The 23,913-nt window shown below is 73.3% G+C and carries 19 protein-coding genes; 12 read left to right on the top strand and 7 right to left on the bottom strand.

Going from position 1 to position 23,913, the window contains the following annotated elements:
- Window positions 1-17 precede the first annotated feature (17 nt).
- Genes OVN18_RS12235 through OVN18_RS12225 form a run of 3 tightly spaced genes read left to right on the top strand, consistent with a single transcriptional unit; the run spans window position 18 to window position 5,316 of the window.
- Window positions 18-3,494, top strand: a complete 3,477-nt coding sequence (locus OVN18_RS12235; protein ID WP_267781037.1) for an error-prone DNA polymerase — start codon at window positions 18-20, stop codon at window positions 3,492-3,494.
- 39 nt (window positions 3,495-3,533) lie between these two features.
- A complete protein-coding gene (locus tag OVN18_RS12230; protein ID WP_267781036.1) occupies window positions 3,534-4,379 on the top strand; it encodes a DUF1206 domain-containing protein in 846 nt (281 codons plus the stop codon).
- 58 nt (window positions 4,380-4,437) lie between these two features.
- Window positions 4,438-5,316, top strand: a complete 879-nt coding sequence (locus OVN18_RS12225; RefSeq protein WP_267781035.1) for a DUF1206 domain-containing protein — start codon at window positions 4,438-4,440, stop codon at window positions 5,314-5,316.
- A 35-nt stretch (window positions 5,317-5,351) separates the two neighbouring features.
- Here the strand turns inward: OVN18_RS12225 and OVN18_RS12220 are convergent, their stop codons facing one another.
- From OVN18_RS12220 to OVN18_RS12205, 4 genes are all read right to left on the bottom strand, one after another.
- Complete coding sequence (locus tag OVN18_RS12220) at window positions 5,352-6,404, bottom strand: alanine racemase (RefSeq protein WP_267781034.1); 1,053 nt, start codon at window positions 6,402-6,404, stop codon at window positions 5,352-5,354.
- Between the two features lie 50 nt (window positions 6,405-6,454).
- Complete coding sequence (locus OVN18_RS12215; protein ID WP_267781033.1) at window positions 6,455-8,242, bottom strand: DEAD/DEAH box helicase; 1,788 nt, start codon at window positions 8,240-8,242, stop codon at window positions 6,455-6,457.
- Window positions 8,243-8,247: 5 nt separating this feature from the next.
- A complete protein-coding gene (locus tag OVN18_RS12210) occupies window positions 8,248-9,513 on the bottom strand; it encodes a DNA polymerase IV (protein WP_267781032.1) in 1,266 nt (421 codons plus the stop codon).
- 144 nt (window positions 9,514-9,657) lie between these two features.
- Complete coding sequence (locus tag OVN18_RS12205; RefSeq protein ID WP_267781031.1) at window positions 9,658-9,921, bottom strand: GlsB/YeaQ/YmgE family stress response membrane protein; 264 nt, start codon at window positions 9,919-9,921, stop codon at window positions 9,658-9,660.
- Between the two features lie 171 nt (window positions 9,922-10,092).
- On the opposite strand from OVN18_RS12205, the gene OVN18_RS12200 reads away from it, so the two are divergent.
- The gene (locus tag OVN18_RS12200) at window positions 10,093-10,890 is read left to right on the top strand and encodes an SGNH/GDSL hydrolase family protein (protein WP_267781030.1); all 798 of its coding nucleotides are present in this window, start codon (window positions 10,093-10,095) and stop codon (window positions 10,888-10,890) included.
- A 3-nt stretch (window positions 10,891-10,893) separates the two neighbouring features.
- On the opposite strand, the gene OVN18_RS12195 is transcribed toward OVN18_RS12200, so the two are convergent.
- A complete protein-coding gene (locus tag OVN18_RS12195) occupies window positions 10,894-12,189 on the bottom strand; it encodes a D-alanyl-D-alanine carboxypeptidase family protein (RefSeq protein WP_267781029.1) in 1,296 nt (431 codons plus the stop codon).
- Window positions 12,186-13,211: a LacI family DNA-binding transcriptional regulator gene (locus OVN18_RS12190; protein WP_267737290.1), complete on the bottom strand. Its 1,026-nt coding sequence runs from the start codon at window positions 13,209-13,211 to the stop codon at window positions 12,186-12,188. The genes OVN18_RS12195 and OVN18_RS12190 overlap by 4 nt, the downstream gene beginning before the upstream one ends.
- A gap of 195 nt (window positions 13,212-13,406) precedes the next feature.
- Here OVN18_RS12190 and OVN18_RS12185 point away from each other — a divergent pair, with 195 nt between their 5' ends.
- The 5 genes from OVN18_RS12185 (at window position 13,407) to OVN18_RS12165 (ending at window position 20,766) form a co-directional block, all read left to right on the top strand.
- On the top strand, window positions 13,407-15,452 hold the full coding sequence (locus OVN18_RS12185; RefSeq protein ID WP_267781027.1) for a beta-galactosidase: 2,046 nt from the start codon (window positions 13,407-13,409) through the stop codon (window positions 15,450-15,452).
- Between the two features lie 22 nt (window positions 15,453-15,474).
- On the top strand, window positions 15,475-16,335 hold the full coding sequence (locus tag OVN18_RS12180) for a carbohydrate ABC transporter permease (RefSeq protein WP_324287712.1): 861 nt from the start codon (window positions 15,475-15,477) through the stop codon (window positions 16,333-16,335).
- Window positions 16,332-17,228 carry a carbohydrate ABC transporter permease gene (locus tag OVN18_RS12175; RefSeq protein ID WP_267737288.1) on the top strand — a complete coding sequence of 299 codons (897 nt, stop codon included), beginning with the start codon at window positions 16,332-16,334 and terminating at the stop codon, window positions 17,226-17,228. The genes OVN18_RS12180 and OVN18_RS12175 overlap by 4 nt, the downstream gene beginning before the upstream one ends.
- Before the next feature lie 65 nt (window positions 17,229-17,293).
- Entirely contained in the window at window positions 17,294-18,622 is a 1,329-nt protein-coding gene (locus OVN18_RS12170) for an ABC transporter substrate-binding protein (RefSeq protein WP_267781026.1), read from the top strand.
- Between the two features lie 104 nt (window positions 18,623-18,726).
- A complete protein-coding gene (locus tag OVN18_RS12165) occupies window positions 18,727-20,766 on the top strand; it encodes an alpha-galactosidase (protein WP_267781025.1) in 2,040 nt (679 codons plus the stop codon).
- Here OVN18_RS12165 and OVN18_RS12160 read toward each other — a convergent pair.
- Window positions 20,763-21,560, bottom strand: coding sequence for a TrmH family RNA methyltransferase (locus OVN18_RS12160; protein ID WP_267781024.1), 798 nt, complete (start codon window positions 21,558-21,560; stop codon window positions 20,763-20,765). The genes OVN18_RS12165 and OVN18_RS12160 overlap by 4 nt on opposite strands.
- Window positions 21,561-21,656: 96 nt before the next feature.
- On the opposite strand from OVN18_RS12160, the gene OVN18_RS12155 reads away from it, so the two are divergent.
- The 3 genes from OVN18_RS12155 (at window position 21,657) to OVN18_RS12145 (ending at window position 23,852) form a co-directional block, all read left to right on the top strand.
- A complete protein-coding gene (locus tag OVN18_RS12155; protein ID WP_267781022.1) occupies window positions 21,657-22,532 on the top strand; it encodes a Sir2 family NAD-dependent protein deacetylase in 876 nt (291 codons plus the stop codon).
- Window positions 22,533-22,668: 136 nt separating this feature from the next.
- The gene (locus OVN18_RS12150; RefSeq protein ID WP_267781021.1) at window positions 22,669-23,181 is read left to right on the top strand and encodes a hypothetical protein; all 513 of its coding nucleotides are present in this window, start codon (window positions 22,669-22,671) and stop codon (window positions 23,179-23,181) included.
- A gap of 44 nt (window positions 23,182-23,225) precedes the next feature.
- On the top strand, window positions 23,226-23,852 hold the full coding sequence (locus tag OVN18_RS12145; protein ID WP_267781020.1) for a histidine phosphatase family protein: 627 nt from the start codon (window positions 23,226-23,228) through the stop codon (window positions 23,850-23,852).
- The last annotated feature ends 61 nt before the right edge of the window (window positions 23,853-23,913 follow it).

Here is a 23,913-nt window from a genome sequence, read left to right as displayed (position 1 = left end):
AGCGGGGCGGTGCGCTGATGGCCGGCTGGCACAACCCGCCCATCCCCTGGAGCGACTTCGAGCGCGCCCTGCGCGACGGCACCCGCCCCGGCACGGCCCCGCCGCCCGGCGCCGACGGCGGAGACTCCCCCGCCTGGTCGAGCAAGCGCGCGCCCTACCGGCCCGCGGCCATCGAGCGGCCCGACACCGAGCAGCTCGTGCCCTACGCCGAGCTGCACGCGCACTCCTCGTTCTCGTTCCTCGACGGCGCCTCCAGCCCCGAGGAGCTGCTGGAGGAGGCCGCGCGGCTCGGCCTCAGCGGCCTCGCCCTCACCGACCACGACGGCCTCTACGGCGTCGTGCGGCTCGCCGAGGCGGCCGAGGCGCACGGGCTCACGACCGTCTTCGGCGCCGAGCTGAGCCTCGACCTCACCGGCCCGCAGCAGGGCGTCGCCGACCCCGAGGGCACGCACCTGCTCGTGCTGGCCCGGGGGCAGTCGGGCTACCACCGGCTCGCGGCCGCCCTCACCGAGGGGCAGCTCGCCGGCGGCGAGAAGGGGCGCCCGGTGTACCGGCTCGACGATCTGGCCGACAGCGGGCGGGGCGAGTGGGTCATCCTCACCGGATGCCGCAAGGGGGCCGTGCGCGCCGCCCTCGGCGATGCCGCGCTGCCGACGCGGGCGGCGCGCGATGCCGCGGGCGCGGCGCTCGACGCCCTCGTCGACCGGTTCGGAGCCGACTCCGTCGTCGTCGAGCTCATCGACCACGGCCGCCCCCTCGACACCGTGCACAACGACGTGCTCGCCGCCCTCGCCCGCGAGCGCGGGCTGCCGATCGTCGCGACGGGCGCGGTGCACTACGCCTCCCCCGCCCGGCACCCGCTCGCGAGCGCCTTCGCCGCCCTGCGCGCCCGGCGCAGCCTCGACGAGATGGAGGGCTGGCTGCCGCCCGCCGGCACCGCGCACCTGCGCAGCGGCGCCGAGATGGCCGAGCGCTTCGCGCGCTACCCCGGGGCCGTCGAGTACAGCGTCGAGCTCGCGCAGCAGCTCGGGTTCCCGCTGCGGCAGGCGAAGCCCGCGCTGCCCCGTCAGCGGGTGCCCGAGGGCCACACCCCCATGAGCTGGCTGCGCCACCTCGTGTGGGAGGCGGTGCCGCGGCGCTACCCCGAGGCCACCGAGGCCGACCGGGCGCGCATCGGGCGCGAGCTCGACGTCATCGAGCAGAAGGATTTCCCCGGCTACTTCCTCATCGTGCACGACATCGTGCAATTCGCGCGCTCCCGCGGCATCCTCTGCCAGGGCCGCGGCTCGGCCGCGAACTCCGCCGTCTGCTACCTGCTCGACATCACCGCGGTCGACTCGATCGCCTACAAGCTGCCCTTCGAGCGGTTCCTCTCGGCGCTGCGCGACGAGGAGCCCGACATCGACGTCGACTTCGACTCCGACCGGCGCGAGGAGGTGATCCAGTACGTCTTCGAAAAGTACGGGCGCCGCAACGCCGCGCAGGTGGCCAACGTCATCAGCTACCGGCCGAAGAACGCCGTGCGCGACATGGCCCGCGCGCTCGGGCACTCGCCCGGCCAGCAGGACGCCTGGTCGAAGCAGGTGGAGCGCTGGGGCGCCGTGCTCTCGAGCGACGACCACGACATCCCCGCCCCCGTCGTCGCCCTCGCCCAGCAGGTGCTCACCTACCCGCGGCACCTCGGCATCCACTCGGGCGGCATGGTGCTCACCGACCGCCCCGTCGGCGAGATCGTGCCCATCGAGCACGCCCGCATGGAGAACCGCACGGTGCTGCAGTGGGACAAGGACGACTGCGCCTGGATGGGCCTCGTCAAGTTCGACCTGCTCGGGCTCGGCATGCTCGCCGCCCTGCAGTACGCCTTCGATCTCATGCGCGAGCACCTCGACGAGGACTGGGAGCTCGCGACCCTGCCGAAGGAGGAGCAGGCCGTCTACGACATGCTCTGCCGCGCCGACTCGATCGGCGTCTTCCAGGTCGAGAGCCGGGCGCAGATGGGCCTGCTGCCGCGGCTGCAGCCGCGCAAGTTCTACGACCTCGTCGTGCAGATCGCCCTCGTGCGCCCCGGGCCCATCCAGGGCGGCGCCGTGCACCCCTTCGTGCGCCGCAAGCTCGGCGAGGAGCCGATCGTCTACGACCACCCGAAGCTCGTCGAGCCGCTCGAGCGCACACTCGGGGTGCCCGTGTTCCAGGAGCAGCTCATGCAGATCGCCATGGCCGTCGGCGGCTGCACGGGCGACGACGCCGACCTGCTGCGCCGCGCCATGGGCAGCAAGCGCGGTCTCGAGCGCATCGAGTCGCTGCGAGAGACCCTCTACGCCGGCATGGCGGGCAACGGCATCACCGGGCAGCTCGCCGACGAGATCTACGGGCGCATCCAGGCCTTCGCCAACTTCGGCTTCGCCGAGAGCCACTCGCTCAGCTTCGGGCTGCTCGTCTACGCCAGCTCGTGGATCAAGCTGCACCACCCCGGCATCTTCCTCGCCTCGCTGATGCGAGCGCAGCCCATGGGCTTCTACTCCCCCGCGAGCCTCACCGCCGACGCCGAGCGGCACGGCGTCGAGGTGCGCACCCCGTGCATCCTGCGCTCCGGCGTCGAGGCCGGCATGGAGCGGGTCGACCTCGTGGTCGACGACGCGTGGGCGCCCATCCCGGTGGATGCCCGGCGCGCCGCTGCGACCGGGCGCGAGCAGTGCCTCCACCGTCGGCAGCCGCCCGTGCCCGAGTTCGACGTCGCGGGCCCCGGCGGCACCGCCGAGGACTGCGCCGCGCACCGCCGCGACGGCGACCTGGCCGTGCGGCTCGGCCTCGGAGCGGTGAACGGCATCGGCCGCCCCACCGCCGAGCGCATCGTCGCCGAGCGCGACCGCGGCGGCCCGTACCGCGACCTCACCGAGCTCGTCTACCGCACCGGCCTCACCGCCGCCCAGGTCGAGGCCCTCGCCACCGCGGGTGCCTTCGACGTGCTCGGGCTCACCCGCCGCGAAGCCCTCTGGGCCGCGGGCGCCGCCGCGCAGGCGCGCCCCGAGTACCTGCCGGGCAGCGTGGTCGCGGTGCAGCCGCCCCTGTTCACCGACCTCGATGACGGCGAGACGATGGTGGCGAACCTCGTCTCCACGGGCATCGCCCCCGGCGACCACCCCGTGCGCTACGCCCGCCCCGCGCTCGGCCGCCGGGGGGTGCTCAGCGCGCGCCAGCTGCGCTCCGCCGAGCCGGGTCGCCGGGTCGAGGTGGCCGGGGTGGTCACCCACCGGCAGCGCCCCGCCACCGCGAGCGGACTGACCTTCATCAACCTCGAGGACGAGACGGGGCTCGTCAACGTCATCTGCAGCGTCGGCCTCTGGGGCCGCTACCGCCGCGTCGTGCGCGAGGCGCGCGCCCTCATCGTGCGGGGAACCCTCGAGCGCTCCCCCGAGGGCGTCATCAACATCGTCGCCGACCGGGTCGAGGCGCTGCCGCTGAGCGCGACGGTCGCCAGCAGGGACTTCCGATGACCGTGCTGCCGCAGGCCGGCTCCGCGGTACCGTGAGCCCATGGCAGACCGAGGCAGGGCATCCCGCGCGAGCAAGAGCGACCGCGCGGAGGACGCCGTCAAGGACCTGCACGAGCATCCCGCGTTCCGGGCCGCCGCCCGCGGCGGCTTCGCCGTCAACGGGCTCCTGCACATCCTCATCGGGGCCCTCGCCCTCGCGATCGTCGGCGGTGGAGGCGGCGACGAGGCCGACCAGGGCGGTGCGCTGCGCAGCATCGCCGAGAGCCCCGGCGGCATCCTCGTGCTGGTCGTGCTGCTCATCGGGCTCGCCGCCCTCGGGCTCTGGCTGTGCCTGGAGGCGTTCCTCGAGAACCGACCACGACGGAAGCCGGATGAGCGCTGGGCCAAGACCGCCCTCACCCTCGCCAAAGGACTCGTCTACCTCGCCCTCTGCGTGCCCGTCGTCACCGTGCTGCTCGGCGTCTCGAGCGAATCCGACGAGGACGTGCAGGAGGTCAGCACCTTCCTGCTGCAGACCCCCGGGGGCATCATCGTGCTCATCGCCGGCGCCGTCGCCCTGCTCGGCATCGGCGGGTACTTCGTCGTCAAGGGTGCGCGGCGTCGCTTCCTCGACGACATCCGCCTGCCGCGATCGCCCCTCGACCGGGCCGTCACCACGCTCGGCATCGCCGGCTACACGGCCAAGGGCGTCGCGCTCGCGGCGGTGGGCGGTCTGCTCGCCACCGCGGCGATCTCCACCGACGCGAGCGAGGCCGGCGGCATCGACGACGCGCTGCGCGCCATCGCGGCGCTGCCGTTCGGTCAGGTGCTGCTCGCGATCGTCGGCGGCGGGCTCATCGCCTACGGCATCTACTGCTTCGCCCGCGCGCGCCTCGCGACCCTCTAGTCGGCCGGCGATCCCGGCCGATGCCCGACCCGCGAACCGCCCGCAGTAACCTGAACGGATGGCCGCTCCCGAGCACCCGCTCCGCCCCGCGGCGCGTGCGGTGCAGGCGCTCGGACCCGACACCCCGCTCGACCCCGCCATCGAGACATCCGCCGGCACCGCGCGCGCCGCGCACTCCAGCCGCGTCTTCACGATCCTTGCCCGCTCCGGCTGGGCCGTCACCGGGCTGCTCCACCTCCTCATCGGCGGGCTCGCCATAGCCCTCGCGGTGGGCAATCGGGATGTCCGCGCCGACGAGGTGGGCGCCTTCGACGCCCTCGCATCCCCACCCCTCGGCGGAGTGCTGCTCGCCGCGGTCACGATCTCGCTCGCGGGCCTGGGGGTCTGGATGATCGCCGACGCCCTGCTCAACCAGGGCCCCATGCGCCGCCCCACCTCGGCGGTGTCCAGCGCCGCTCAGGGCCTCATGTACCTCGGCATCGCGACGCTCCCCCTCATCCTGCTGCTCGGCGGCGAGCTGCAGTCGGGCGGCGTGGCGCGCCGTCTGAGCGCCGACCTCCTCGGTACCGCGACCGGCACCGTCGTGCTCGTGCTGGTCGGCGCGGGCATCGCCGTCGCGGGCGGCTACTTCGTCGTCAAGGGCCTGCTGCGCCGGTTCTCGTGGGAGCTGCGCCCGCTGCCTCCCCGTCGCGGCCGCGCCGTGCGCATCGCCGGCCTCATCGGCTACGTCGCCCGAGGGATCGCCTTCCTGCTGCTCGCCGGCCTCATCATCGTCGAGACGCTCCAGGCCGACGCCGACGGTCTCACCGGGCTCGACGGGGCGTTCTCGGCCGTGCGCGAGGTGTTCCTCGGGCCGATCATCCTCGGGATCATCGGCGCCGGGCTCATCGTCTACGGGCTCTACGGCTTCGCCCGCGCCCGCCTCTCGCGTATATAGGCCGGCTGCGCCGACCGGCGCCTGACCCGCGGCTTCTAGGTGTTCGCCCCGCGGGCCGCCACCGGCCACTCCTCCTCGCGCCCCTCCGAGTGCACGGCGACGAGCAGCTCGGCGAGGTTGACGGCCGAGCAGACGTGGTTCGGCGCGAGGGAGAGCCGGTCGCCGAGGCCCGGCAGATCCGTTCCGGCGGGGAACTCGATCGTCGCGTGGTGCTCCGATAGCGCGACGACGCGCGCCTCGGGGTGGGCCGGCAGCCGCCCGAATCCGGTGGCGAAGGCGAGCCGGTCGGCGCCGAGAACCTTATTGCCCGCGTCGACGATGACCCGGTGGCCGCGCGCGCTCACGACCGTGGCGCGGGCGGTCAGGGCGATGCGGCCCGGCTCGGCGGAGCCGAGCTCCCACTGCTGGGCGTCGAGCAGCGGGTAGACGCCCGGGCGCAGCTCGGTGAGCACGCCGGGCGTCGCGTGCTCGACGCTCGGCGTCGAGCCCCCGCTGACGACGGGGCACGGGATGCCCTGCGCGAGCATCCCGTCGCGCGCGGTGCGCAGCGCCCGCTCCTCGTCGGCGGCCGCGGCCGCCCTGCGGTCGGGAGCGTAGGAGTGCCCGGGGAACGTGAACACCCCGTCCACGCCGAGCCCGGCGTCGAGCGCCGCCCGCGCCAGCCCCGCCGCCTCGGCCGGAGCGACCCCGCTGCGCGCGTGCCCGCTGTCGATCTCGATGGCGACCGTCACGGCCGCCCCGCTCGCGGCGAGCAGGCGCACGCCCTCGACCGAGTCGACGCCGACCCGCACCCGCGCGCGCTCGGCGAGGGCGCGCAGACGCGAGGCCCGGGGCCCGACGGCCCAGACCGGGTAGGCGATGAAGAGGTCGTCCACGCCGTGCGCGGCGAAGACCTCGGCCTCGCCGACGGTGGCCACGGTGAGGCCGACGGCGCCGTGCGCGAGCTGACGCCGGGCGATCTCGGGCGATTTGTGCGTCTTCGCGTGCGGGCGCAGGGCGACGCCCAGCCGGCGCGCGTGCGCGGCCATGTCGGTGAGGTTCTGCTCGAGCAGCTCGACGTCGACGACGAGGTAGGGGGTGTCGCGCATGCGCCCATCCTGCCGCGCCCGGTGCGGTCGGCGAGATCCTCGCGCCGGCGTCAGCCGCCCTGCGCCATCTGCTTGCGCAGGAAGTCGATGCGGGACTGCAGCTGCGCGATGCTCGCGTGGCCCACGGCGGGTCCGCCGCAGAGGCGGCGCAGCTCGGCGTGGACGTGCCCGTGCGGCTGCCCTGTGAGCTTCGCCCGCAGGCCGACGAGGCTGTTGAGCAGAGTCCGCTGCTCCTTGAGCGAGCGGTAGAGCGGAACGGCGGGCTGCTGGTCCGAGGGCGGACGCTCGGCCACCCGGCGCATCTGCCGCTGGTAGCGCGAGCGCAGCAGCTCGTGCACCTGGTCGGGCTCGAGGATGCCCGGCAGGCCGAGGAAGTCGAGCTCCTCGAGACTGCCGACCTCGGCCTGCTGGCCGAACTCGACGCCCTCGTAGAGCACCTTGTCGAATTGCGCCTCCGATTCCAGCGCCTTGAAGGTGTAGGTCTCGGTGAGGGCGTCGCTGGCGCTGTCGGGGGTCTCGGCGGCGTGCAGCAGGTCGTCGGCCAGCAGCTCGCCGGCGCCCTCGCGGTCGAGGGCGTGATCGCGCTCGCGCTCGAGCTCGTTCGCGAGACCCAGGATGGGCGGAACGCTGGGGATGAAGATCGAGGCCGTCTCGCCCCGTCGCCGCGCCCGCACGAAGCGGCCGATCGCCTGCGCGAAGAACAGCGGGGTCGAGGAGCTGGTGGCGTAGACGCCCACGGCGAGCCGCGGAACGTCGACGCCCTCGGAGACCATCCGCACGGCCACGAGCCAGCGGCTGTCGCCGTCGGCGTACTCCTGGATGCGCTCGCTCGCGCCGAGCTCGTCCGAGAGCACGACCGTCGGCATCTCGCCCGTGATGGCGCGCAGCAGCTGGGCGTAGGCCCGGGCGGCGGTCTGGTCGGTGGCGATGACGAGGCCGCCCGCGTCGGGGATGGCGTGGCGCACCTCCGTGAGTCGTCGATCGGCCGCGCGCAGCACCCCGGGCATCCACTGCCCCTCGGGGTCGAGGGCGGTGCGCCAGGCCTGCGAGGTGACCTCCTGCGTGTCGCCCTGGCCGAGGCTCGCCTCCATCTCGTCGCCCGTGGTGGTGCGCCAGCGCACCTTGCCCGCGTACGACATGAACAGCACCGGGCGCACGACGCCGTCGGCGAGGGCGCGACCGTAGCCGTAGGCGTAGTCGGTCTGCGAGATGCGGATGCCGTTCTCGTCGGGGAGGTAGGTGACGAAGGGGATCGGCGAGGTGTCGGAGCGGAACGGCGTGCCCGTGAGCGAGAGGCGCCGGGTGGCGCCCTCGTACGATTCGCGGATGGCGTCGCCCCAGCTCAGCGCGTCGCCGCCGTGGTGCACCTCGTCCAGGATGACGAGCGTGCGCGACGACTCGGTCATGATGCGGTGCACGTACGGCTTCGCGGCGACCTGCGCGTAGGTGACGGCGGCTCCGTGGTAGGCCCGGGCGACCGAGCGCTGGCTGTTGCGGAAGGAGGGATCGAGACGGATGCCCACCCGGTGCGCGGCATCGGCCCACTGGCGCTTCAGATGCTCGGTGGGGGCGACGACGACGACCCGCTCGACGGTGCGACGGGCGAGCAGCTCGGTGGCGAGCCGCAGGGCGAAGGTCGTCTTGCCGGCGCCGGGGGTCGCGGCGGCGAGGAAGTCGCGGGGCTCGGTCGCGAAGTAGGCGTCGAGGGCCTCGGCCTGCCAGGCCCGCAGCCGGCTCGCCGTGCCGCGGGCGGCGCGCTCGGGGAAGGACGGGGAGAGGTGCTCGGCGGCGAAGGTGCCCACGTGGGGTGCGGCGCGATCGGGCTGGCTCACGTGCATCGAGGCTACTCGCTGTCGGGGTCGTCGAGTCGCGAGAGGGCTGAGCGACGACGGGCGGTCGCGGGGCCGAGAAGGGATGCGCGCTGCACCGCGCCGCGCCCGAATCGATCGGCGACCGCGTCGATCGTCGTCTCGGCATCGCGCCAGGTCTCGTCGTCGTCCCAGAGCCCGCGGGCGATCGATCCCGTCGGCAGCAGGTTCTCGGCGCGCACGCCGATGAGCCGGATCCCCGCTCCGGCTGCGTTCGCCGCCCCGTACAGCGTGCGCGCCTCGCGCGCGATGCGCTCGGCGACGTCGGTCGGCTCGGGCACGGTGATCGATCGGGTGATCGTGCGGAAGTCGCCGAAGCGCACCTTCACCGCGACGGTGCGGGCGACCCAGCCGCCGCGGCGCAGCCGCTCGGCGACCCGGGTCGACAGCCGCAGCAGCTCGCGCTCGAGCGCGGCCCGGTCGAGCACGTCGCGCTCGAAGGTCATCTCGTGCCCGATCGACTTCTCGTCGTGCTCGGGCACGACCGCGCGCGCATCGCGGCCCCACGACAGGGCGTGCAGGCGCGCGGCCCCGGCGTCGCCGATGGCGCGGGCGAGGGAATCCACCGGCGTGCTCGCGAGATCGCCGATGGTGCGCAGCCCCAGGCGCACGAGCTTCTCCTCCGTCGCCGCGCCGACGCCCCAGAGGGCTGAGATCGGCTGCGGGTGCAGGAAGGCGAGGGTGTCACGCTCGGGCACGACGAGCAGCCCGTCGGGCTTGGCGCGGCCCGAGGCCAGCTTGGCGACGAACTTGGTCGCCGCCGCGCCGACGGAGGCGTTGAGCCCCGTCTCGCGGCGGATGCGCTCGCGAAGCGCACGTCCGATGGCCCAGGGCGGCCCGAAGAGCCCGGTCGCCCCGCGCACGTCGAGGAAGGCCTCGTCGATCGACAGCGGCTCGACGAGCGGGGTCATGTCGCCGAGGATCGCCATGACGTGGCGCGACCAGCGCTGGTACTGCTCGTAGTGCGGTTCGAGCACGACGGCCTGGGGGCAGCGGCGCAGGGCGACCGCCATGGGCATCGCCGAGTTGACGCCGTAGCGCCGTGCCTCGTACGTCGCGGCGGTCACGACCGAGCGCATGCCGCGATGCCCGACGATGACCGGCCGCCCGCGCAGCTCGGGCCTGTCGAGCAGCTCGACCGAGGCGAAGAAGGCGTCCATGTCGAGATGCAGGATGCCCGCGCTGAGGTCGTCGGAGGGCTCATCGGTCGTCTGCCGACCCGTGCCGTCCTGCTTGCTCATCGCCCGCCTCTCACGCGAGCATCCTCGCACCGACCACCGACCACCGACCACCGACCACAGACGCCCGACCCCGCACGAACGCCGACGGGGGCGGAGCGTCCGAGGACGCCCCGCCCCCGTCGGGCGGTGCTGTGAAGCGGCGGGTTACGCGCGCTTGCGGCCGGTGACGGCGCCGTAGATGACGAGCACGATGAGCGCGCCGCCGATGGCCAGCAGCCACGAACCGAGGTCGAAGAACCCGTCGATGCCCTCGTCGAAGATGACGCTGCCGAGGAATCCGCCCAGGAGGGCGCCGACGACGCCGAGGACGAGGGTGATGAGCCAGCCGCCGCCCTGACGACCCGGGAGGATCAGCTTGGCGATGGCGCCGGCGATGAGGCCGAGGAGGAGGAAGGCGATGATGCCCATATGGTGCTCCTTTATCTGTGGTTAAAGAACACGGATGGTTCTTAGGGGGCTCACAAGCAATTCGGTGGAATCACTCGGCGAGAAGTCAAGCACACCCCCGGACGGGGGGCGCGGCCGCACTCAGCCCGTTTTCAGTTTTGTCGTTCTTGCACCCTCTGCCACTCTGGGAGCATGGCTCAACTGCACCCGTGGTCGCGGTACGTCGCGATCGGTGACTCGTTCACCGAGGGCATCGGCGATCCCGAGCCGGACTCCCCCGGCGGCCATCGCGGCTGGGCCGACCGCGTCGCCGAGAACCTCGCCGAGCGCACCGAGCACTTCGCCTACGCGAACCTGGCCATCCGCGGGCGGCTGCTGCAGCAGATCGCCGACGAGCAGATCCCGAAGGCGCTCGAGCTGCGGCCCGACCTGATCTCCATCTCGGCCGGTGGCAACGACATCATCCGGCCCGGCACCGACCCCGACGAGGTCGCCTCCCGGTTCGAGTCCGCGATCGAGCGGCTCCGATCCGACGGTGCGACCGTGGTGATGTTCAACGGGCCCGACATCGGCATGACGCCGGTGCTGCGGCGCATGCGGGGCAAGGTCGCGATCTACAACGAGAACCTGCGGTACATCGCCGCGAAGCACGACGCGATCGTGGCCGACATGTGGGCGCTGCGCGAGCTGCAGGATCCGCGCATGTGGGCCCCCGACCGGCTGCACTTCTCCCCCCTCGGGCACCACACGATCGCGCGCGCCGTCCTCGACGCCCTGGCGGTGCAGCACGATCTCGCCCCCTACTCCCCCGAGCCGATGCCGGGCCGCACCTGGCAGCAGGCGCGGGTGGAGGACATCGGCTGGGCGCGGGAGTACCTCGTGCCCTGGGTCGTGCGCCGCATCCGGCACCAGTCCTCGGGCGACCGGGTCACCCCGAAGCGCCCCGGGCCCTTCGCGCCCGCCGGCTCGGGCCCGCGCGACGCGCAGTAGCGCTCAGCCGGCGCGCGCGTCCTCCGCGGGCAGCAGCCCCCAGAACCGCAGCGGCTGCTGCAGCCGCCATTCGAGATCCGGTGCCTGGATGCTCCCGCTCCACTCCAGCCCCACCCGCAGCTGCTCCTCGCCGAACTGCACGATCATGTCCTCGGCCCTCGGCGTCCTGCCGGCCTGCAGCCGGGGCGCCGGGATGAGGCTCGAGCTCGTCGCCGCGCCCCACGTCATCGCCGCCGCGCTCTCGGCCACGCGCAGCTCGGCGGTGTCGCCCCACGGCGCCTCGTACCGAGCCACGAGCTCGTCGTCGGCGGCGATCTGCACGGTGCGGTAGTCGTCGAGCGCGCTCGTCAGCAGGGCCCGCACGTCGCCGCCGACGACGGCGCCGCTCGGCCCGCCGAGCACGACCCCGACGAGGCGCACCTGCTCGCCGTCGCGGTCGACGACGGCGGTGAAGAGCAGGCACGAGCCGGCGGCGTTGGTGGTGCCCGTCTTGAGCCCGGTGATGCCGTCCTGCCCGAGCACGGGGTTGCGCGTCTCGAAGCGGCCGATGCCGGGCACCTCGACCGCCGGAAGAGCGGCGGCCGCCGAGATCACGGGGTCGGCCAGGGCCAGGCGGGCCAGGTCGAGCAGCGCCCGGGGCGTGCCCGCGCTCTCGGTCGCGAAGCCCGTCGCATCGGCGACCGTGATGCCGTCGAGCCCGTTCTCGTCGAGCCAGACCCGCGCTGCCTCGACGTAGGCCTCGACGGAGCCGAAGGCCCACGCGGCCAGCGTGTCGGCGTAGTTGTTGGCGGAGTGCACGAGCATCAGCTGGATCACCTCGCGCTGCGAGACCGTCGCCCCGACGGGGGCGGGCGCGACGACCCCGACGATCGCGCGGTAGTCCGCGACGCGCTGCGCGTCCTCGGCGGTGAGCGTGATGCTCTCGCCGGGTCCGTCCCCCTCGATGGGGCGGGCGTCGAGCACCACGAGCGCGGTCACGACCTTCGTGATCGAGGCGATGGGGCGCGGAGTGTCGAGGTCGCCGCCGGCCAGGGCGGAGCCGGGAGCATCCTGCTCGCCGATCGCGGCGGCGCCGTACCCCGGCAGCGCGACCTCCGCGGCGGGCGTGGTCACGGCGGAGCGCGGCTGCACCTCGGGGGCGATGGCGGGCAGCGGGAGCGAGAAGGCGTAGGCCGTGTAGCCGCCCGCTGCGGAGACGAGCGCGCCGACGATCGCGATCGCGAGGATGCCCGCGCGCAGTCGTGCCCCGCGGCGGCGCGCGCGGCGATGGACGGGGCCGAACCCGGGAGCCGTGCTCACGCCGAGTCGCGCCAGACGACGTGCGTGTCGAGCATGACGCCCGCCCGCGATCCCCGCCCGCCGGAGCGGATCTGCTCGAGCACGAGCTCGGCCGCCCGCGCGCCGAGCACTCCCGCGGGCTGGTGCACGGTCGAGAGCAGCGGCTGGCAGCGCAGCGCCCATGCGCTGTCGTCGAAGCCGACGACGCCGACCTGCTCGGGAACCCGGCGGCCCGCCGAGCGCAGGGCGTCGAGCGCACCGGCGGCGACGGCGTCGGAGGCGCAGAACACGCCGTCGATGTCGGGGGCGCGGTCGAGCAGCTCGGTCATGCCCGTCACGCCGGCGGTGAACGAGTAGAGCTCCTGCTCGCTGACGAGGGCCGGATCGAGGTCGTCGCCGAGGGCGTCGCGGAATCCGGCGAGGCGGTCGCGACCGGAGTCGCGGTCGAGGCCCGCGGCGATCATCCCGACCCGACGGCGCCCGGTGCCGATGAGGCGCTCGACGATCTGCCGGGCCGCGCCGCGGTTGTCGATGCCGATCCAGGGCAGCTGGGGCTGGTTGTCGGGGCGGCCGACCATGACGGCGGGCAGGTGCAGGTCGGCGATGGCCTTCGAGATCGGGTCGCCCTCGCGCGCCGAGACGATGATCGCGCCGTCGACGAAGCCGCCGCCGAGGTAGCCGGTGACGCGCTCGGAGTCGCGCTCGGTGTCGATCACGAGCGAGACGAGCTGGTAGTCGGCGTCGCTCAGGGCGGCGTTGGTGCCGAGGAGGATGTTGCCGATGTTGGGGTCGTCGACGAAGACGGAGTGCGGCTCGTGCACGATGAGCGCGATCGCCCCGGAGGACTGGGTGGCGAGGTTGCGGGCCGCCGTGTTGCGCACGTAGCCGACCTTGCGGATCGCCGCCTCGATCGCCGCGCGGGAGGACTCGGAGACGTAGGGCTCGCCGTTGAGCACGCGCGAGACGGTGCCCCGCGAGACCTTCGCCTCGGCGGCCACGTCGAAGATCGTGGCGCGCTTGGGGCGCGGGCGGGTGTCGGTCACGATCGCCAGTGTAATCGCGGCCGACCCGCCGATCCGGAAGGCGGGTGTTGACACGGCGGCGGCGGCGTGTTTACTCTGTGAACGCTCACAGAAACCTTCCCTCCGTGATCGCGTCGCAGAATCTGTGCACGCTCACAGAGCGGGTGGGATCGGGGCGACGACGATGTTGACCGAGACCCTGCGAGGACCGTTCCTGTGACCAGCACCCCCGCCCTCTCCCGCCCCGCCGAGGCCTCCCTCGTGCCCGGGTGGCCGACGCGGTCGATCCTGCTGGGGTGCGACTACAACCCCGAGCAGTGGGACGAGTCGGTGTGGCGCGAGGACGTGGCCCTCATGAGCCGGCTCGGGGTCGACCTCGTCGCGATCAACATCTTCGGCTGGGCCCACCTCGAGCCCCGCCCGGGCGAGTTCGACTTCCGCGGCCTCGACGCCGTCATGGCGATGCTGCACGAGGCGGGCATCCGCGTGAATCTCGGAACCGGCACCGCATCGCCGCCACCGTGGCTCAGCCGCGTCAGCCCCGAGATCCTCCCCCGCACGGCCGAGGGCGTCACCGCCTGGCCGGGCGGTCGTCAGGCCTGGTGCCCCAGCTCCCCCGAGTTCCGCGCGCGGGCACTCGCCCTCGTCGAGCGCGTCGCCGAGCGCTACGGGCAGCACCCGGCCCTCGCCCTCTGGCACGTCTCGAACGAGCTCGGCTGCCACAACGCCCGCTGCTTCTGCGACACCTCCGCATCGGCCTTCCGCGACTGGCTGCGCGGCCGCTACGGCACGATCGAAGCGCTCAACACGGCATGGGGCACCGCGTTCTGGAGCCAGCGCTACAGCGAGTGGGCCGACATCCAGCCGCCGCGCTTCACGCTCTCGGCCGGCAACCCCGCCCACCAGCTCGACTACCGCCGCTTCTCCTCCGACGCGCTGCTCGACTACTACCGCGCCGAGGCCGCCGTGCTGCGCCGGCTCTCCCCCGCGCCCGTGACCACCAACCTCATGGTCACCGACCACATCTCGACCCAGGACTACTGGGGGTGGACGGGCGACCTCGACCTCGTCGCCAACGACCACTACCTCGACCACCGCCTCGAGGATCCCCTCGCCGAGCTGGCCTTCAGCGCCGACTGGACCAGGGGCCTCGCCGCCGGCGCCCCGTGGATGCTCATGGAGACCTCCACGAGCGCCGTCAGCTGGCAGCCGGTCAACCACGCGAAGCGGCCGGGCGAGCTCGCCCGCACCGTGCTCGGCCACGTCGCCCGCGGCGCCGACTCCATCTGCTTCTTCCAGTGGCGCGCCTCGCAGCGCGGCGCCGAGCAGTTCCACTCCGCCCTGCTGCCGCACGCCGGAGCGACAGGCCCGATGTGGGACGACGTCGTCGCGCTCTCGGCCCTGCTCGACCGCCTCGAGCCCGTCGTCGGCACCCGCGTGGTCGCGCGCGCCGCGATGGTCGTCGGCTGGCAGGAGCGCTGGGCGACCGAGGCCGACACGCTGCCCACCTCGCTGCTGCGCTACCTCCCCGAGGCGCGCCGCTACCACCGCGCGCTCCGGGCCCTCGGGGTCACCGTGGACATCGTCCGCCCCGGCGCCCCCCTCGACGGCTACGATCTCGTCGTCGTGCCGACCCTCTACGCCGCCTCCGATTCGGCCGCCGCCGCGGTGGATGCCGCTGCCGAGGCCGGAGCGACCGTGCTCGTCACCCCCTTCTCAGGCATCGCCGACGACCAGCTCGCCATCCGCCTCGGCGGGTACCCCGGCGCGCACCGCTCCCTGCTCGGGATCGTCATCGACGAGTTCCGCCCGCTCGCGGCCGGGGAGAGCGTGCGGCTCGGCAGCGGCGCGCTCGGCACGATCTGGAGCGAGGCCGTGCGGGTCGAGGGCGCGGAGGTCCTCGACGCGTTCGCGGACGGGCCGGCCGCCGGATCCCCCGCCCTGACCCGCGCCGTGCGCGGCGCGGGCGCCGCCTGGTACGTCGCGACCGTGCTCGACGACGCGGGGCTCGATGAGCTCATGCGGCGGCTGTGCGCCGAGGCGGGCATCCCGATCATCGCCGTCGGGCACGACGTCGACGTCGTCGTTCGCCGCGACGACGCGCACGAGGCCGTGTTCATCATCAACCACCGCGACGACGAGATCGAGGTCGACCTGCACGGTCGCGACCTCGTCGACGGCGGTATCCACGACGGACCGACCCGCATCGCCGCCGGCGACGTGCGCGTGGTCATGAGAGAGAGGAACGATCGTGGCGCGTGAGACCCGTACCGCTGCGCGTGCCGTGAGTCACAAGAAGGCCATCGCGGTCTTCATCGTGCCGTTCGGCGTGCTCTTCACGGTGTTCTACGTCGTACCCATCGGGTATGCGATCTACCAGTCGCTGTTCGTGCTCGAGCGCGACGGCACCTTCGGGGCCGCCCGCCAGGTCTTCGGCGGCCTCTCGCAGTACATCGCGGTGTTCCAGAACGCCGCCTACTGGGAGTCGATCGGGCGCGTGCTGCTCTTCGGCGTCGTGCAGGTGCCGATCATGCTGGGGCTCGCGCTGCTGCTGGCCCTGCTGCTCGACTCGCCGCTCGTGCGCGGGTCCAAGTACTTCCGCCTGCTGTTCTTCGCGCCGTACGCCGTGCCGAGCGTCATCGCCGCCATCATGTGGGGCTTCCTGTACTCCCCCAACCTCTCGCCGTTCTCGGCCGTGACGGGCAGCATCGACTTCCTCAGCGCATCCAGCGTGCTGTGGTCGATCGCCAACGTCGTGACCTGGGTCTACGTGGGCTACAACATGCTCATCATCTACTCGGCCCTCCTCGCCATCCCGCAGGAGATCTACGAGGCCGCCCGACTCGACGGCGCGAGCCAGGCGCGCATCGCGTGGTCGATCAAGATCCCGCTCGTCGTGCCGGCGCTCGTGCTCACGGGCATTTTCTCGATCATCGGCACCCTGCAGCTGCTGGCCGAGCCCCAGGTGTTCCAGAGCTTCACCTCGGCCGTGACCAGCACGTTCACGCCGAACCTCACCATCTACTCCACGGCGTCGGTGCCCAACATCAGCCTCGCCGCAGCCATGAGCGTCGTGCTCGCGATCGCCACCTTCATCCTGTCGTTCACCGTGCTCAAGCTGACCCAGCGGAGGACCGCCTCATGACCGCCACGATCGAACGCAAGCCCTCGAAGCGCCGCGCCTCCGCTCCGCGCGGTCCTCGCGAGAGCCTCGTCTCGCGCACGATGGCCATGGCCGTCATGGGCATCGCCTCGCTCTACTTCCTCGTGCCGCTGTGGTGGCTCTTCGTCTCCGCGACCAAGACGCGGTCGGACTTCACGACCACCGCACCGCTGTGGTTCGCCGACTTCGCCCTGTTCGACAACATCGGCGCGCTCTTCGCCTACCGCGACGGGGTCTTCCTGCGCTGGCTCGGCAACAGCGCCCTCTACGCCGGAGCGGGCGCCCTCATCGCGACGCTGCTCGCGGCGATGGCGGGCTACGCGATGGCGAAGTACACCTTCCGCGGTCGCGAGCTGCTGTTCAACATCGTGCTCGGCGGCGTGCTCGTGCCGGCCACGGCCCTCGCCCTGCCGCTGTTCCTGCTGTTCAGCCAGATCGAGGCGACGAACACCTTCTGGTCGGTGTTCCTACCGAGCCTCGTGAGCCCCTTCGGCGTCTACCTCTCGCGCATCTTCGCCGCGGCGAGCGTGCCCGACGAGCTCATCGAGGCGGCCCGCATCGACGGCGCGGGCGAGGTGCGCACGTTCTTCACGGTCGGCACGCGCCTCATGGCTCCGGCCCTCGTGACGATCTTCCTGTTCCAGTTCGTCGCGATCTGGAACAACTTCTTCCTGCCGCTCATCATGCTGCGCGACGAGGAGCTGTTCCCCGTCACGCTCGGCCTGTTCGTCTGGAACTCGCAGGTGAGCCAGATCCCCGACATCCGCGCGCTCGTCATCGTGGGCGCCCTGCTGTCGATCATCCCCCTGATCATCGCCTTCCTCAGCCTCCAGCGGTTCTGGCAGTCCGGCCTCGCCAACGGCGGCCTGAAGTAAGGACGATCCCCCCGCCGCCATCCCCCTGATGCGGCGGTGCACCGAGAGAAACGAAAGGAACCACCATGAAGAAGCACAGCGTGGCCCGGGCGACGGCGCTCGCGGCGTTCACGGCACTCGTGCTGTCGGCGTGCTCCACCGGAGCCGATGGCGGCGCCGGGGCATCCGGCGACTGCGAGCCGGCCGGCGAGCCCGTCACCCTCACCTTCACCTCCTGGCTGCCCGGCGTCGAGGAGGCCGTCGCGATCTGGAACGAGGAGAACCCCGACATCCAGGTCGAGGTGCAGACCGGCCCGAACGGCAACAGCGGCACCTACCAGAACTTCTTCAACCAGCTCGAGGCCGGCAACGCCCCCGACCTCGGTCAGATCGAGTTCGACGCGCTGCCCAACTTCCGCGTGCAGGACGGCCTGGCCAACATCGCCGCCTGCGAGGGCGTGGCCGACGCCGAGTCGACCTTCATCGACTGGACCTGGAGCCAGGTCACCTTCGGCGAGGAGGACTCGGTCTACGCCATCCCGCAGGACATCGGCCCGGAGGCTCTGTACTACCGCGCCGACCTGTTCGAGGAGGCCGGCATCGCCGTGCCGACCACGTGGGAGGAGTACCGCACCGCGGCCGAGCAGATCCGTGCGCTCGGCGGCTACATCACCAACTTCTCGCAGGGCGACGTCAACGCCTTCGCCGGACTGGTGTGGCAGAACGGCGGCCAGTGGTTCGCGAACGACGGCGAGGCCTGGGACGTCACGCTCGACAGCCCCGAGTCGATCGAGGTGGCCGAGTACTGGCAGGGCCTGATCGAGGACGACCTCGTCGCGACCTACCCGACCTTCACCGACGAGTGGAACAACGGCGCCAACAGCGGTGAGCTGTGGAGCTGGGTCTCGGCCGTCTGGGGCGCGAACACCGTCATCAGCGGCGCGCCCGACCAGGCGGGCAACTGGGCCGTCGCGCCCATGCCGCAGTGGGAGGCCGGCGCGAGCGCGGCCGGCAACTGGGGCGGCTCGACCACCGCGGTCTTCTCGGGCGGCGAGAACACCTACGAGGCGGCGCAGTTCGCGCTGTGGCTCAACACCGACCCCGAGGCGCTCGCGTCGATGAACGCCACGGCGAACATCTACCCCGCCACGGTCGACGGCGGCGAGCTCGAGGCGTTCCAGGGCGGACTCGACTACTTCGGCGGTCAGGCCATCTACGAGGTCTTCGCCGAGGCCGGCGCCAACGTGAACCCCGACTTCGTCTGGGGCCCCACGATGACGCAGACCTACAACGACGTGGCCGACGGCTTCTCGGCCGCGCTCTCGGGCGACGGTACGCTCATGGACGCGCTGCTGGCGGGCCAGGAGGCCACCATCGCGGCGCTCCAGGCCCAGGCGATCCCCGTCCAGGAGTAGCTATTCCTCTTCACCACCTCCGTGCCGCGGGTGTCAGCGTTCTGCTCGACGCCCGCGGCACGGCCGTGCCGCGGCTCCTCCACTGGGGGGCCGACCTCGGCACGGTGAGCGAATCCGAGCTCGCCGACGTGGCGGGGGCCTCTCCCGCGATCGCGCCCAGCTCCCCCGACATCCCCCTCGCCCCCTCCGTGCTCGCGGGCGCCGCCGAGGGGTGGACGGGTCTTCCCGCGCTCGTGGCGCGCCGCAGCGGGATGCCCGCCTCGCGTCTGCCCGCGCGCATCCGGTTGACCGGTCTCGACCGCGATCCCCTCGCCGTGACGGCGCACCTCGAGGCGGAGGACGACCACGGCCCGCTCCTGTCGATCCGCTGGCGCCTGGCGCTCAGCCCCGAGGGCGTCATGACGATCGGGCTCGACGCGACGGCGCCGCACGACCTCCCGCCGGAGCTGCGCATCGACCTGCACCGCCTCGCCGCCGCCGTAGGCATCCCCCGCCGCGCGAGCGAGCTGCTCGACTTCTCCGGCCTCTGGGCGGGCGAGCGCCGGCCCTGGCGCGGCGCCGTGCGCGACGGCGTGCACCTGCGCGAGCAGCGGCACGGCCGCCCGGGCCACGACGCCCCCTTCCTCACGGTCGCGGGCACGCCCGGCTTCGGGTTCCGCAGCGGCGAGGTCTGGGCCCTGCACCACGCCTGGAGCGGCGACAGCTCGACGGGCGTCGAGTCGTTGCCGACCGGCCACCGCCGCCTCATCGCCGCCGAGCTGCTCGATCCGGGCGAGATCTCGCTCGCCGCCGGCGAGACGTACACGGCGCCCGAGACGGTGCTCGTTCACTCGCTTGCGGGGCTCGACGGCCTCTCCGACCGGCTGCACCCCTACGTGCGTCGCATCAGCCCGCCGACCTCGCGGCCCGTCGTGCTCAACACCTGGGAGGCCGTGTACTTCGAGCAGTCGCTCGACTCGGTCGCTCCGCTCGTCGACGCGGCGGGCGACCTCGGGGTCGAGCGGTTCGTGCTCGATGACGGCTGGTTCGCCGGCCGCCGCGACGACCGGCGCGCGCTGGGCGACTGGACGGTGGACTCCGAGCGGTGGCCCGACGGCCTGCACCCGCTCGCGGAGCGCGTGACCGCGCGCGGCATGGACCTCGGGCTGTGGGTCGAGCCCGAGATGGTGAGCCCGGAATCGCGGCTGGCGGCGGAGCATCCCGAATGGATGCTCGCGACGCCCGACGCGACGGTGCCGCCCACCTGGCGGTTCCAGCACACGCTCGACCTCGCGCAGCCGGAGGCCGCGGCCCACCTGCTCGCGGCGCTCAGCGCGCTGCTCGAGGAGTACCCCATCCGGTTCCTCAAGTGGGATCACAACCGTGACCACATGGCGGGCGCCTCCGCGGCGCACACTCGCGCGCTCTACGCCCTGCTCGATGCGCTGCGCGAGCGGTTCCCCGAGGTGGCCATCGAGTCGTGCGCCTCGGGCGGCGGCCGCATCGACCTGGGGATCGTGACCCGCGTGCACCGCTTCTGGACGAGCGATACGAACGACGCGCTCGAGCGGCAGCGCATCCAGCGCTACACCGGCATCCTGCTGCCGCCCGAGCTGCTCGGCGGGCACGTCGGCGCCCCCCGCGCGCACATCACCGGCCGCACGCACGATCTCTCCTTCCGCCTCGCGACGGCGCTCTTCGGCCACGCGGGCATCGAGTGGGACGTCACCCGGGCCTCCGACGACGACCGGGCGGCGCTGCGGCAGTGGGTGCAGCAGGTCAAGGCGCTGCGGCCGCTGCTGCACGGCGGGCGCACCGTGCGCACCGATGAGCCCGACGACTCCCGCCTCGTGCACGGGGTCGTCGCGCACGACGGCGCCGAGGCCCTCATCGCGCTCGTGACCCTCGGCGCCTCCCCCGTCGCCGTGCCGCCGCCGATGCGGTTCCCCGGCCTCGACCCCGAGCGCCGCTACCGGGTCGAGCCGATCGAGCTGGGCGGCGCTCCGCGCGCGGTGCAGGATGCTCCCCCCGCGTGGCTCGCCGCCGGGGGCATCACGGCGAGCGGTCGGGCCCTCGCCGAGCTCGGGCTGCCCGTGCCGCTGCTCGCGCCGGAGCAGGCGCTCGTGCTGCACGCCCGCGCGGTCGACGAGCCGGAGCGGGCCTAACCCAGCGCGTACAGCGCGACCGCGCTCGCGGCCGCGACGTTGAGCGAGTCCACCCCGTGCTGCATGGGGATGGTGACGACGACGTCGGCGGCCGCGAGGGCCGAACGGCTGAGCCCGTCGCCCTCGGCGCCGACGAGGATCGCGACCCTCTCCGGCGCGGTCGCCGCGAAGTCGCGCAGGTCGACCGCGTCGTCGGCGAGGGCGAGCGCGGCGATCGTGAAGCCCGCGGCGTGCAGCATCGGGGCCGCCTCGTCCCACTCGGGCAGGCGGGTCCACGGCACCTGCAGCACGGTGCCCATGCTCACGCGCACGCTGCGGCGGTAGAGCGGGTCGGCGCAGCGGGGCGTCACGAGCACGGCGTCGGCGCCGAGGCCGGCCACCGAGCGGAAGATCGCCCCGACGTTGGTGTGGTCGACGACGTCCTCGACGATGACGACGCGCCGGGCATCCCGCAGCAGCGTCGCGGGGTCGACGACGGGCGGCCGGTGCATGCTCGCGAGGGCGCCGCGATGCAGGTGGAACCCCGTGAGGTCTTCGAGCACGCCCGCCGCGCCCACGTGGACGGTGACGTCGTGGTCGGCGAGCAGGCGCTCGAGCTCGGGCAGCCACTTCTCGGTCGTGAGCACCGAGCGCGGGCGGTGGCCGGAGCGCAGGGCCCGGCCGATGACGGTGAGCGACTCGGCGATGTAGAGGCCGCCCTCGGGCTCGGTCACCCGGCGCAGCGCGACGTCGGTGAGGCGCGCGTAGTCGGCGAGCCCGGGGTCGTCGATGCTCGTGATCGTCTCGATGCGCATCGCTGCTCCGCCTTCCGCTCCGGGCGCACAGCCCGGGGAAACATACCGGAAACCGCGCGCGCTTATCCTGGTGGAGAACCCCTCGAGAGGAGTCTCATGTCGTCATCCGCTGCACCGGCCGCCTCCGCGGCCGACTCCGCGGCGCTGAGCGACGACGCTCGCACGGCGCTCGAGGCGGCGACGGGCATCCTGCGCGGGGCGCGCATCGCCGTGCTCACCGGAGCGGGCGTGAGCACCGACTCGGGCATCCCCGACTACCGCGGCGCCGGCGCCCCCGTGCGCACGCCCATGACGTACAGCCAGTTCCTCGCCGACGACACCTACCGCCGCCGCTACTGGGCGGGCAGCCACCTCGGCTGGCGCCGGTTCTCCGAGGCGCGGCCCAACGACGGCCACCGCACGCTCGCCGATCTGGAGGCCGAGGGGCACGTCGCAGGCATCATCACCCAGAACGTCGACGGGCTGCACGTTCGCGCGGGCTCGCGCCGCGTCGTCGACCTGCACGGCTCGATGGATCGCGTCACCTGCCTGCACTGCGGCCAGTTCTTCGCCCGCGAGTCGATCGCCGATCGCATCGAGGCGCTCAACCCCTGGCTCGACCCCGAGGGCCCGCACGCCATCAACCCCGACGGCGATGCCGAGGTCGACGACGTCAGCCGCTTCGCGATCCCGGAGTGCAGCGTCTGCGGGGGCACCCTCAAGCCCGACGTGGTCTTCTTCGGCGAGTTCGTGCCGCCGGTGAAGTTCGAGGAGGCCCGGGGCATCGTCGCCCGTGCCGACGCGCTGCTCATCCTCGGCTCCTCGCTCGTCGTCAACTCCGGCATCCGCCTCGTCGGCCTCGCCCAGAAGCGCCGCATCCCGACGATCATCGTCAACCGCGGCGCGACCAAGGCCGACTCCCGTGCGGCGGTCAAGATCGAGGCCGGCACGACCGAGACGCTCGCCGCCCTCCGCGACGCCCTGCGCTCCTGATCCGTGCCCGTTCTCGTCGGCGCGGCGCGCTTGACGGGTCGGGATGCTCGCGCGATGATCAGCGAGGAATCGTCGCACTCCCCTCCGTCGGTGGGCCGCTCTCTCCCGAGCCGATGAGCATCCGCGAAGGGGAATCATGCCGACCACCGCCCTCACCCGCACCCTCCTCCGTCGCGCGGGTGCGCCCGTCGTCGCCGGAGCCGCCGCCGGGCTCCTGCTCGCGGCCTGCGCCGCGCCCGCGGCCGTGAACGATGACGCGGGCCCGGCCGCGGTCGCCGCGACGCCCACGCCGACGCCCACGCGGACGGAGTCGCTCATGATGCCGGTCGAGGGCGACCCCCAGTGGGAGTGCGGGCAGGCGAGCGCGCTCCTCGGCATCGCGTTCCGCACCGAGTGGGAGCTGCAGAGCGGCGCGATCGACCAGGCGGCGTTCGACACCCGCATGGCGGCGCTCGTCGATGCCTGGCGCTACGCGCCGGTCGGCACCTCGGCAGTCACGGACGCGCTGAGGGCGACGGCGCGGGCGGCCGTCGACGGCGTCGGTCGCGAGGACGAGGCGTTCCAGATCGCCGCCTACGAGCTGACGACGGCCTGCAATGACGCGGGCTCGGTGATCATCTCCAGCGCGCTCCCCGGCATGGGCGGTTGAGGCGCGGCCCCTAGGATCGTCCCGGCCCCCACCGGAAGGACACCATGACCGCGTTCGCCCTCGTGCGCCACGGCGAGACCGACTGGAACCGCGCGCGCCGCATCCAGGGCTCGACCGACATCCCCCTCAACGACACCGGCCGCGAGCAGGCCGCCGCCGCGGGCGAGCTGCTGCGCGGGCGCGCGTGGAGCCGCATCATCGCCTCGCCGCTCTCGCGCGCCGCCGAGACCGCGGCGATCATCGCCGAGCGGGTCGGGATGCCCGCCCCCGAGCTCGATGCCGTCTTCGTCGAGCGGAACTACGGCGAGGCCGAGGGCTGCACGGGCGCCGAGCTCGACGCCCGCTTCCCCGACGGTGCGGAGGTTCCCGGCCGTGAACCGCGCGAGGCGGTCGCCGAGCGCGTCATCGCGGGCCTGCACCGCGTCGCGGCCGAGCATCCCGGCGAGGCGATCATCGTCGTCTGCCACGGCGGCGTCATCCGCAGCGTGCTGGAGTCGGTCGCTCCGGGCCGGCACCGCGAGCCGATCACCAACGGCTCGGTGCACTCCTTCCAGCACGCCGACGGAGACCTCGCGCTGGTGGCCTTCGACGACCCGCTCGACGAGGCGTCGATCTTCCCCTTCGCCGAGGACTTCGAGCAGCAGAACCCGCTCGCCGGGCGCGAGCGCTAGCCCCCGGGCCGGTCGCGCGGCGGTCCGGCCTCCAGCGCCCGCGCGGCCGCCGACCCGCCGG

Source organism: Microcella daejeonensis (genome assembly GCF_026625045.1).
Taxonomy (GTDB): Bacteria; Actinomycetota; Actinomycetes; order Actinomycetales; family Microbacteriaceae; genus Microcella; species Microcella daejeonensis.
Note: the sequence above shows the minus strand (reverse complement) of the source record. Positions and strands in the feature narration are given on the sequence as shown.

Excerpts from the sequence above, each read along its gene's own strand:
- OVN18_RS12235 (WP_267781037.1), top strand. The coding sequence starts at position 18 with ATGGCCGGCTGGCACAACCCGCCCATCCCCTGGAGCGACTTCGAGCGC.
- OVN18_RS12230 (WP_267781036.1), top strand. The coding sequence starts at position 3,534 with ATGGCAGACCGAGGCAGGGCATCCCGCGCGAGCAAGAGCGACCGCGCG.
- OVN18_RS12225 (WP_267781035.1), top strand. The coding sequence starts at position 4,438 with ATGGCCGCTCCCGAGCACCCGCTCCGCCCCGCGGCGCGTGCGGTGCAG.
- OVN18_RS12220 (WP_267781034.1), bottom strand. The coding sequence starts at position 6,404 with ATGCGCGACACCCCCTACCTCGTCGTCGACGTCGAGCTGCTCGAGCAG.
- OVN18_RS12215 (WP_267781033.1), bottom strand. The coding sequence starts at position 8,242 with ATGCACGTGAGCCAGCCCGATCGCGCCGCACCCCACGTGGGCACCTTC.
- OVN18_RS12210 (WP_267781032.1), bottom strand. The coding sequence starts at position 9,513 with ATGAGCAAGCAGGACGGCACGGGTCGGCAGACGACCGATGAGCCCTCC.
- OVN18_RS12205 (WP_267781031.1), bottom strand. The coding sequence starts at position 9,921 with ATGGGCATCATCGCCTTCCTCCTCCTCGGCCTCATCGCCGGCGCCATC.
- OVN18_RS12200 (WP_267781030.1), top strand. The coding sequence starts at position 10,093 with ATGGCTCAACTGCACCCGTGGTCGCGGTACGTCGCGATCGGTGACTCG.
- OVN18_RS12175 (WP_267737288.1), top strand. The coding sequence starts at position 16,332 with ATGACCGCCACGATCGAACGCAAGCCCTCGAAGCGCCGCGCCTCCGCT.
- OVN18_RS12170 (WP_267781026.1), top strand. The coding sequence starts at position 17,294 with ATGAAGAAGCACAGCGTGGCCCGGGCGACGGCGCTCGCGGCGTTCACG.
- OVN18_RS12160 (WP_267781024.1), bottom strand. The coding sequence starts at position 21,560 with ATGCGCATCGAGACGATCACGAGCATCGACGACCCCGGGCTCGCCGAC.
- OVN18_RS12155 (WP_267781022.1), top strand. The coding sequence starts at position 21,657 with ATGTCGTCATCCGCTGCACCGGCCGCCTCCGCGGCCGACTCCGCGGCG.
- OVN18_RS12150 (WP_267781021.1), top strand. The coding sequence starts at position 22,669 with ATGCCGACCACCGCCCTCACCCGCACCCTCCTCCGTCGCGCGGGTGCG.
- OVN18_RS12145 (WP_267781020.1), top strand. The coding sequence starts at position 23,226 with ATGACCGCGTTCGCCCTCGTGCGCCACGGCGAGACCGACTGGAACCGC.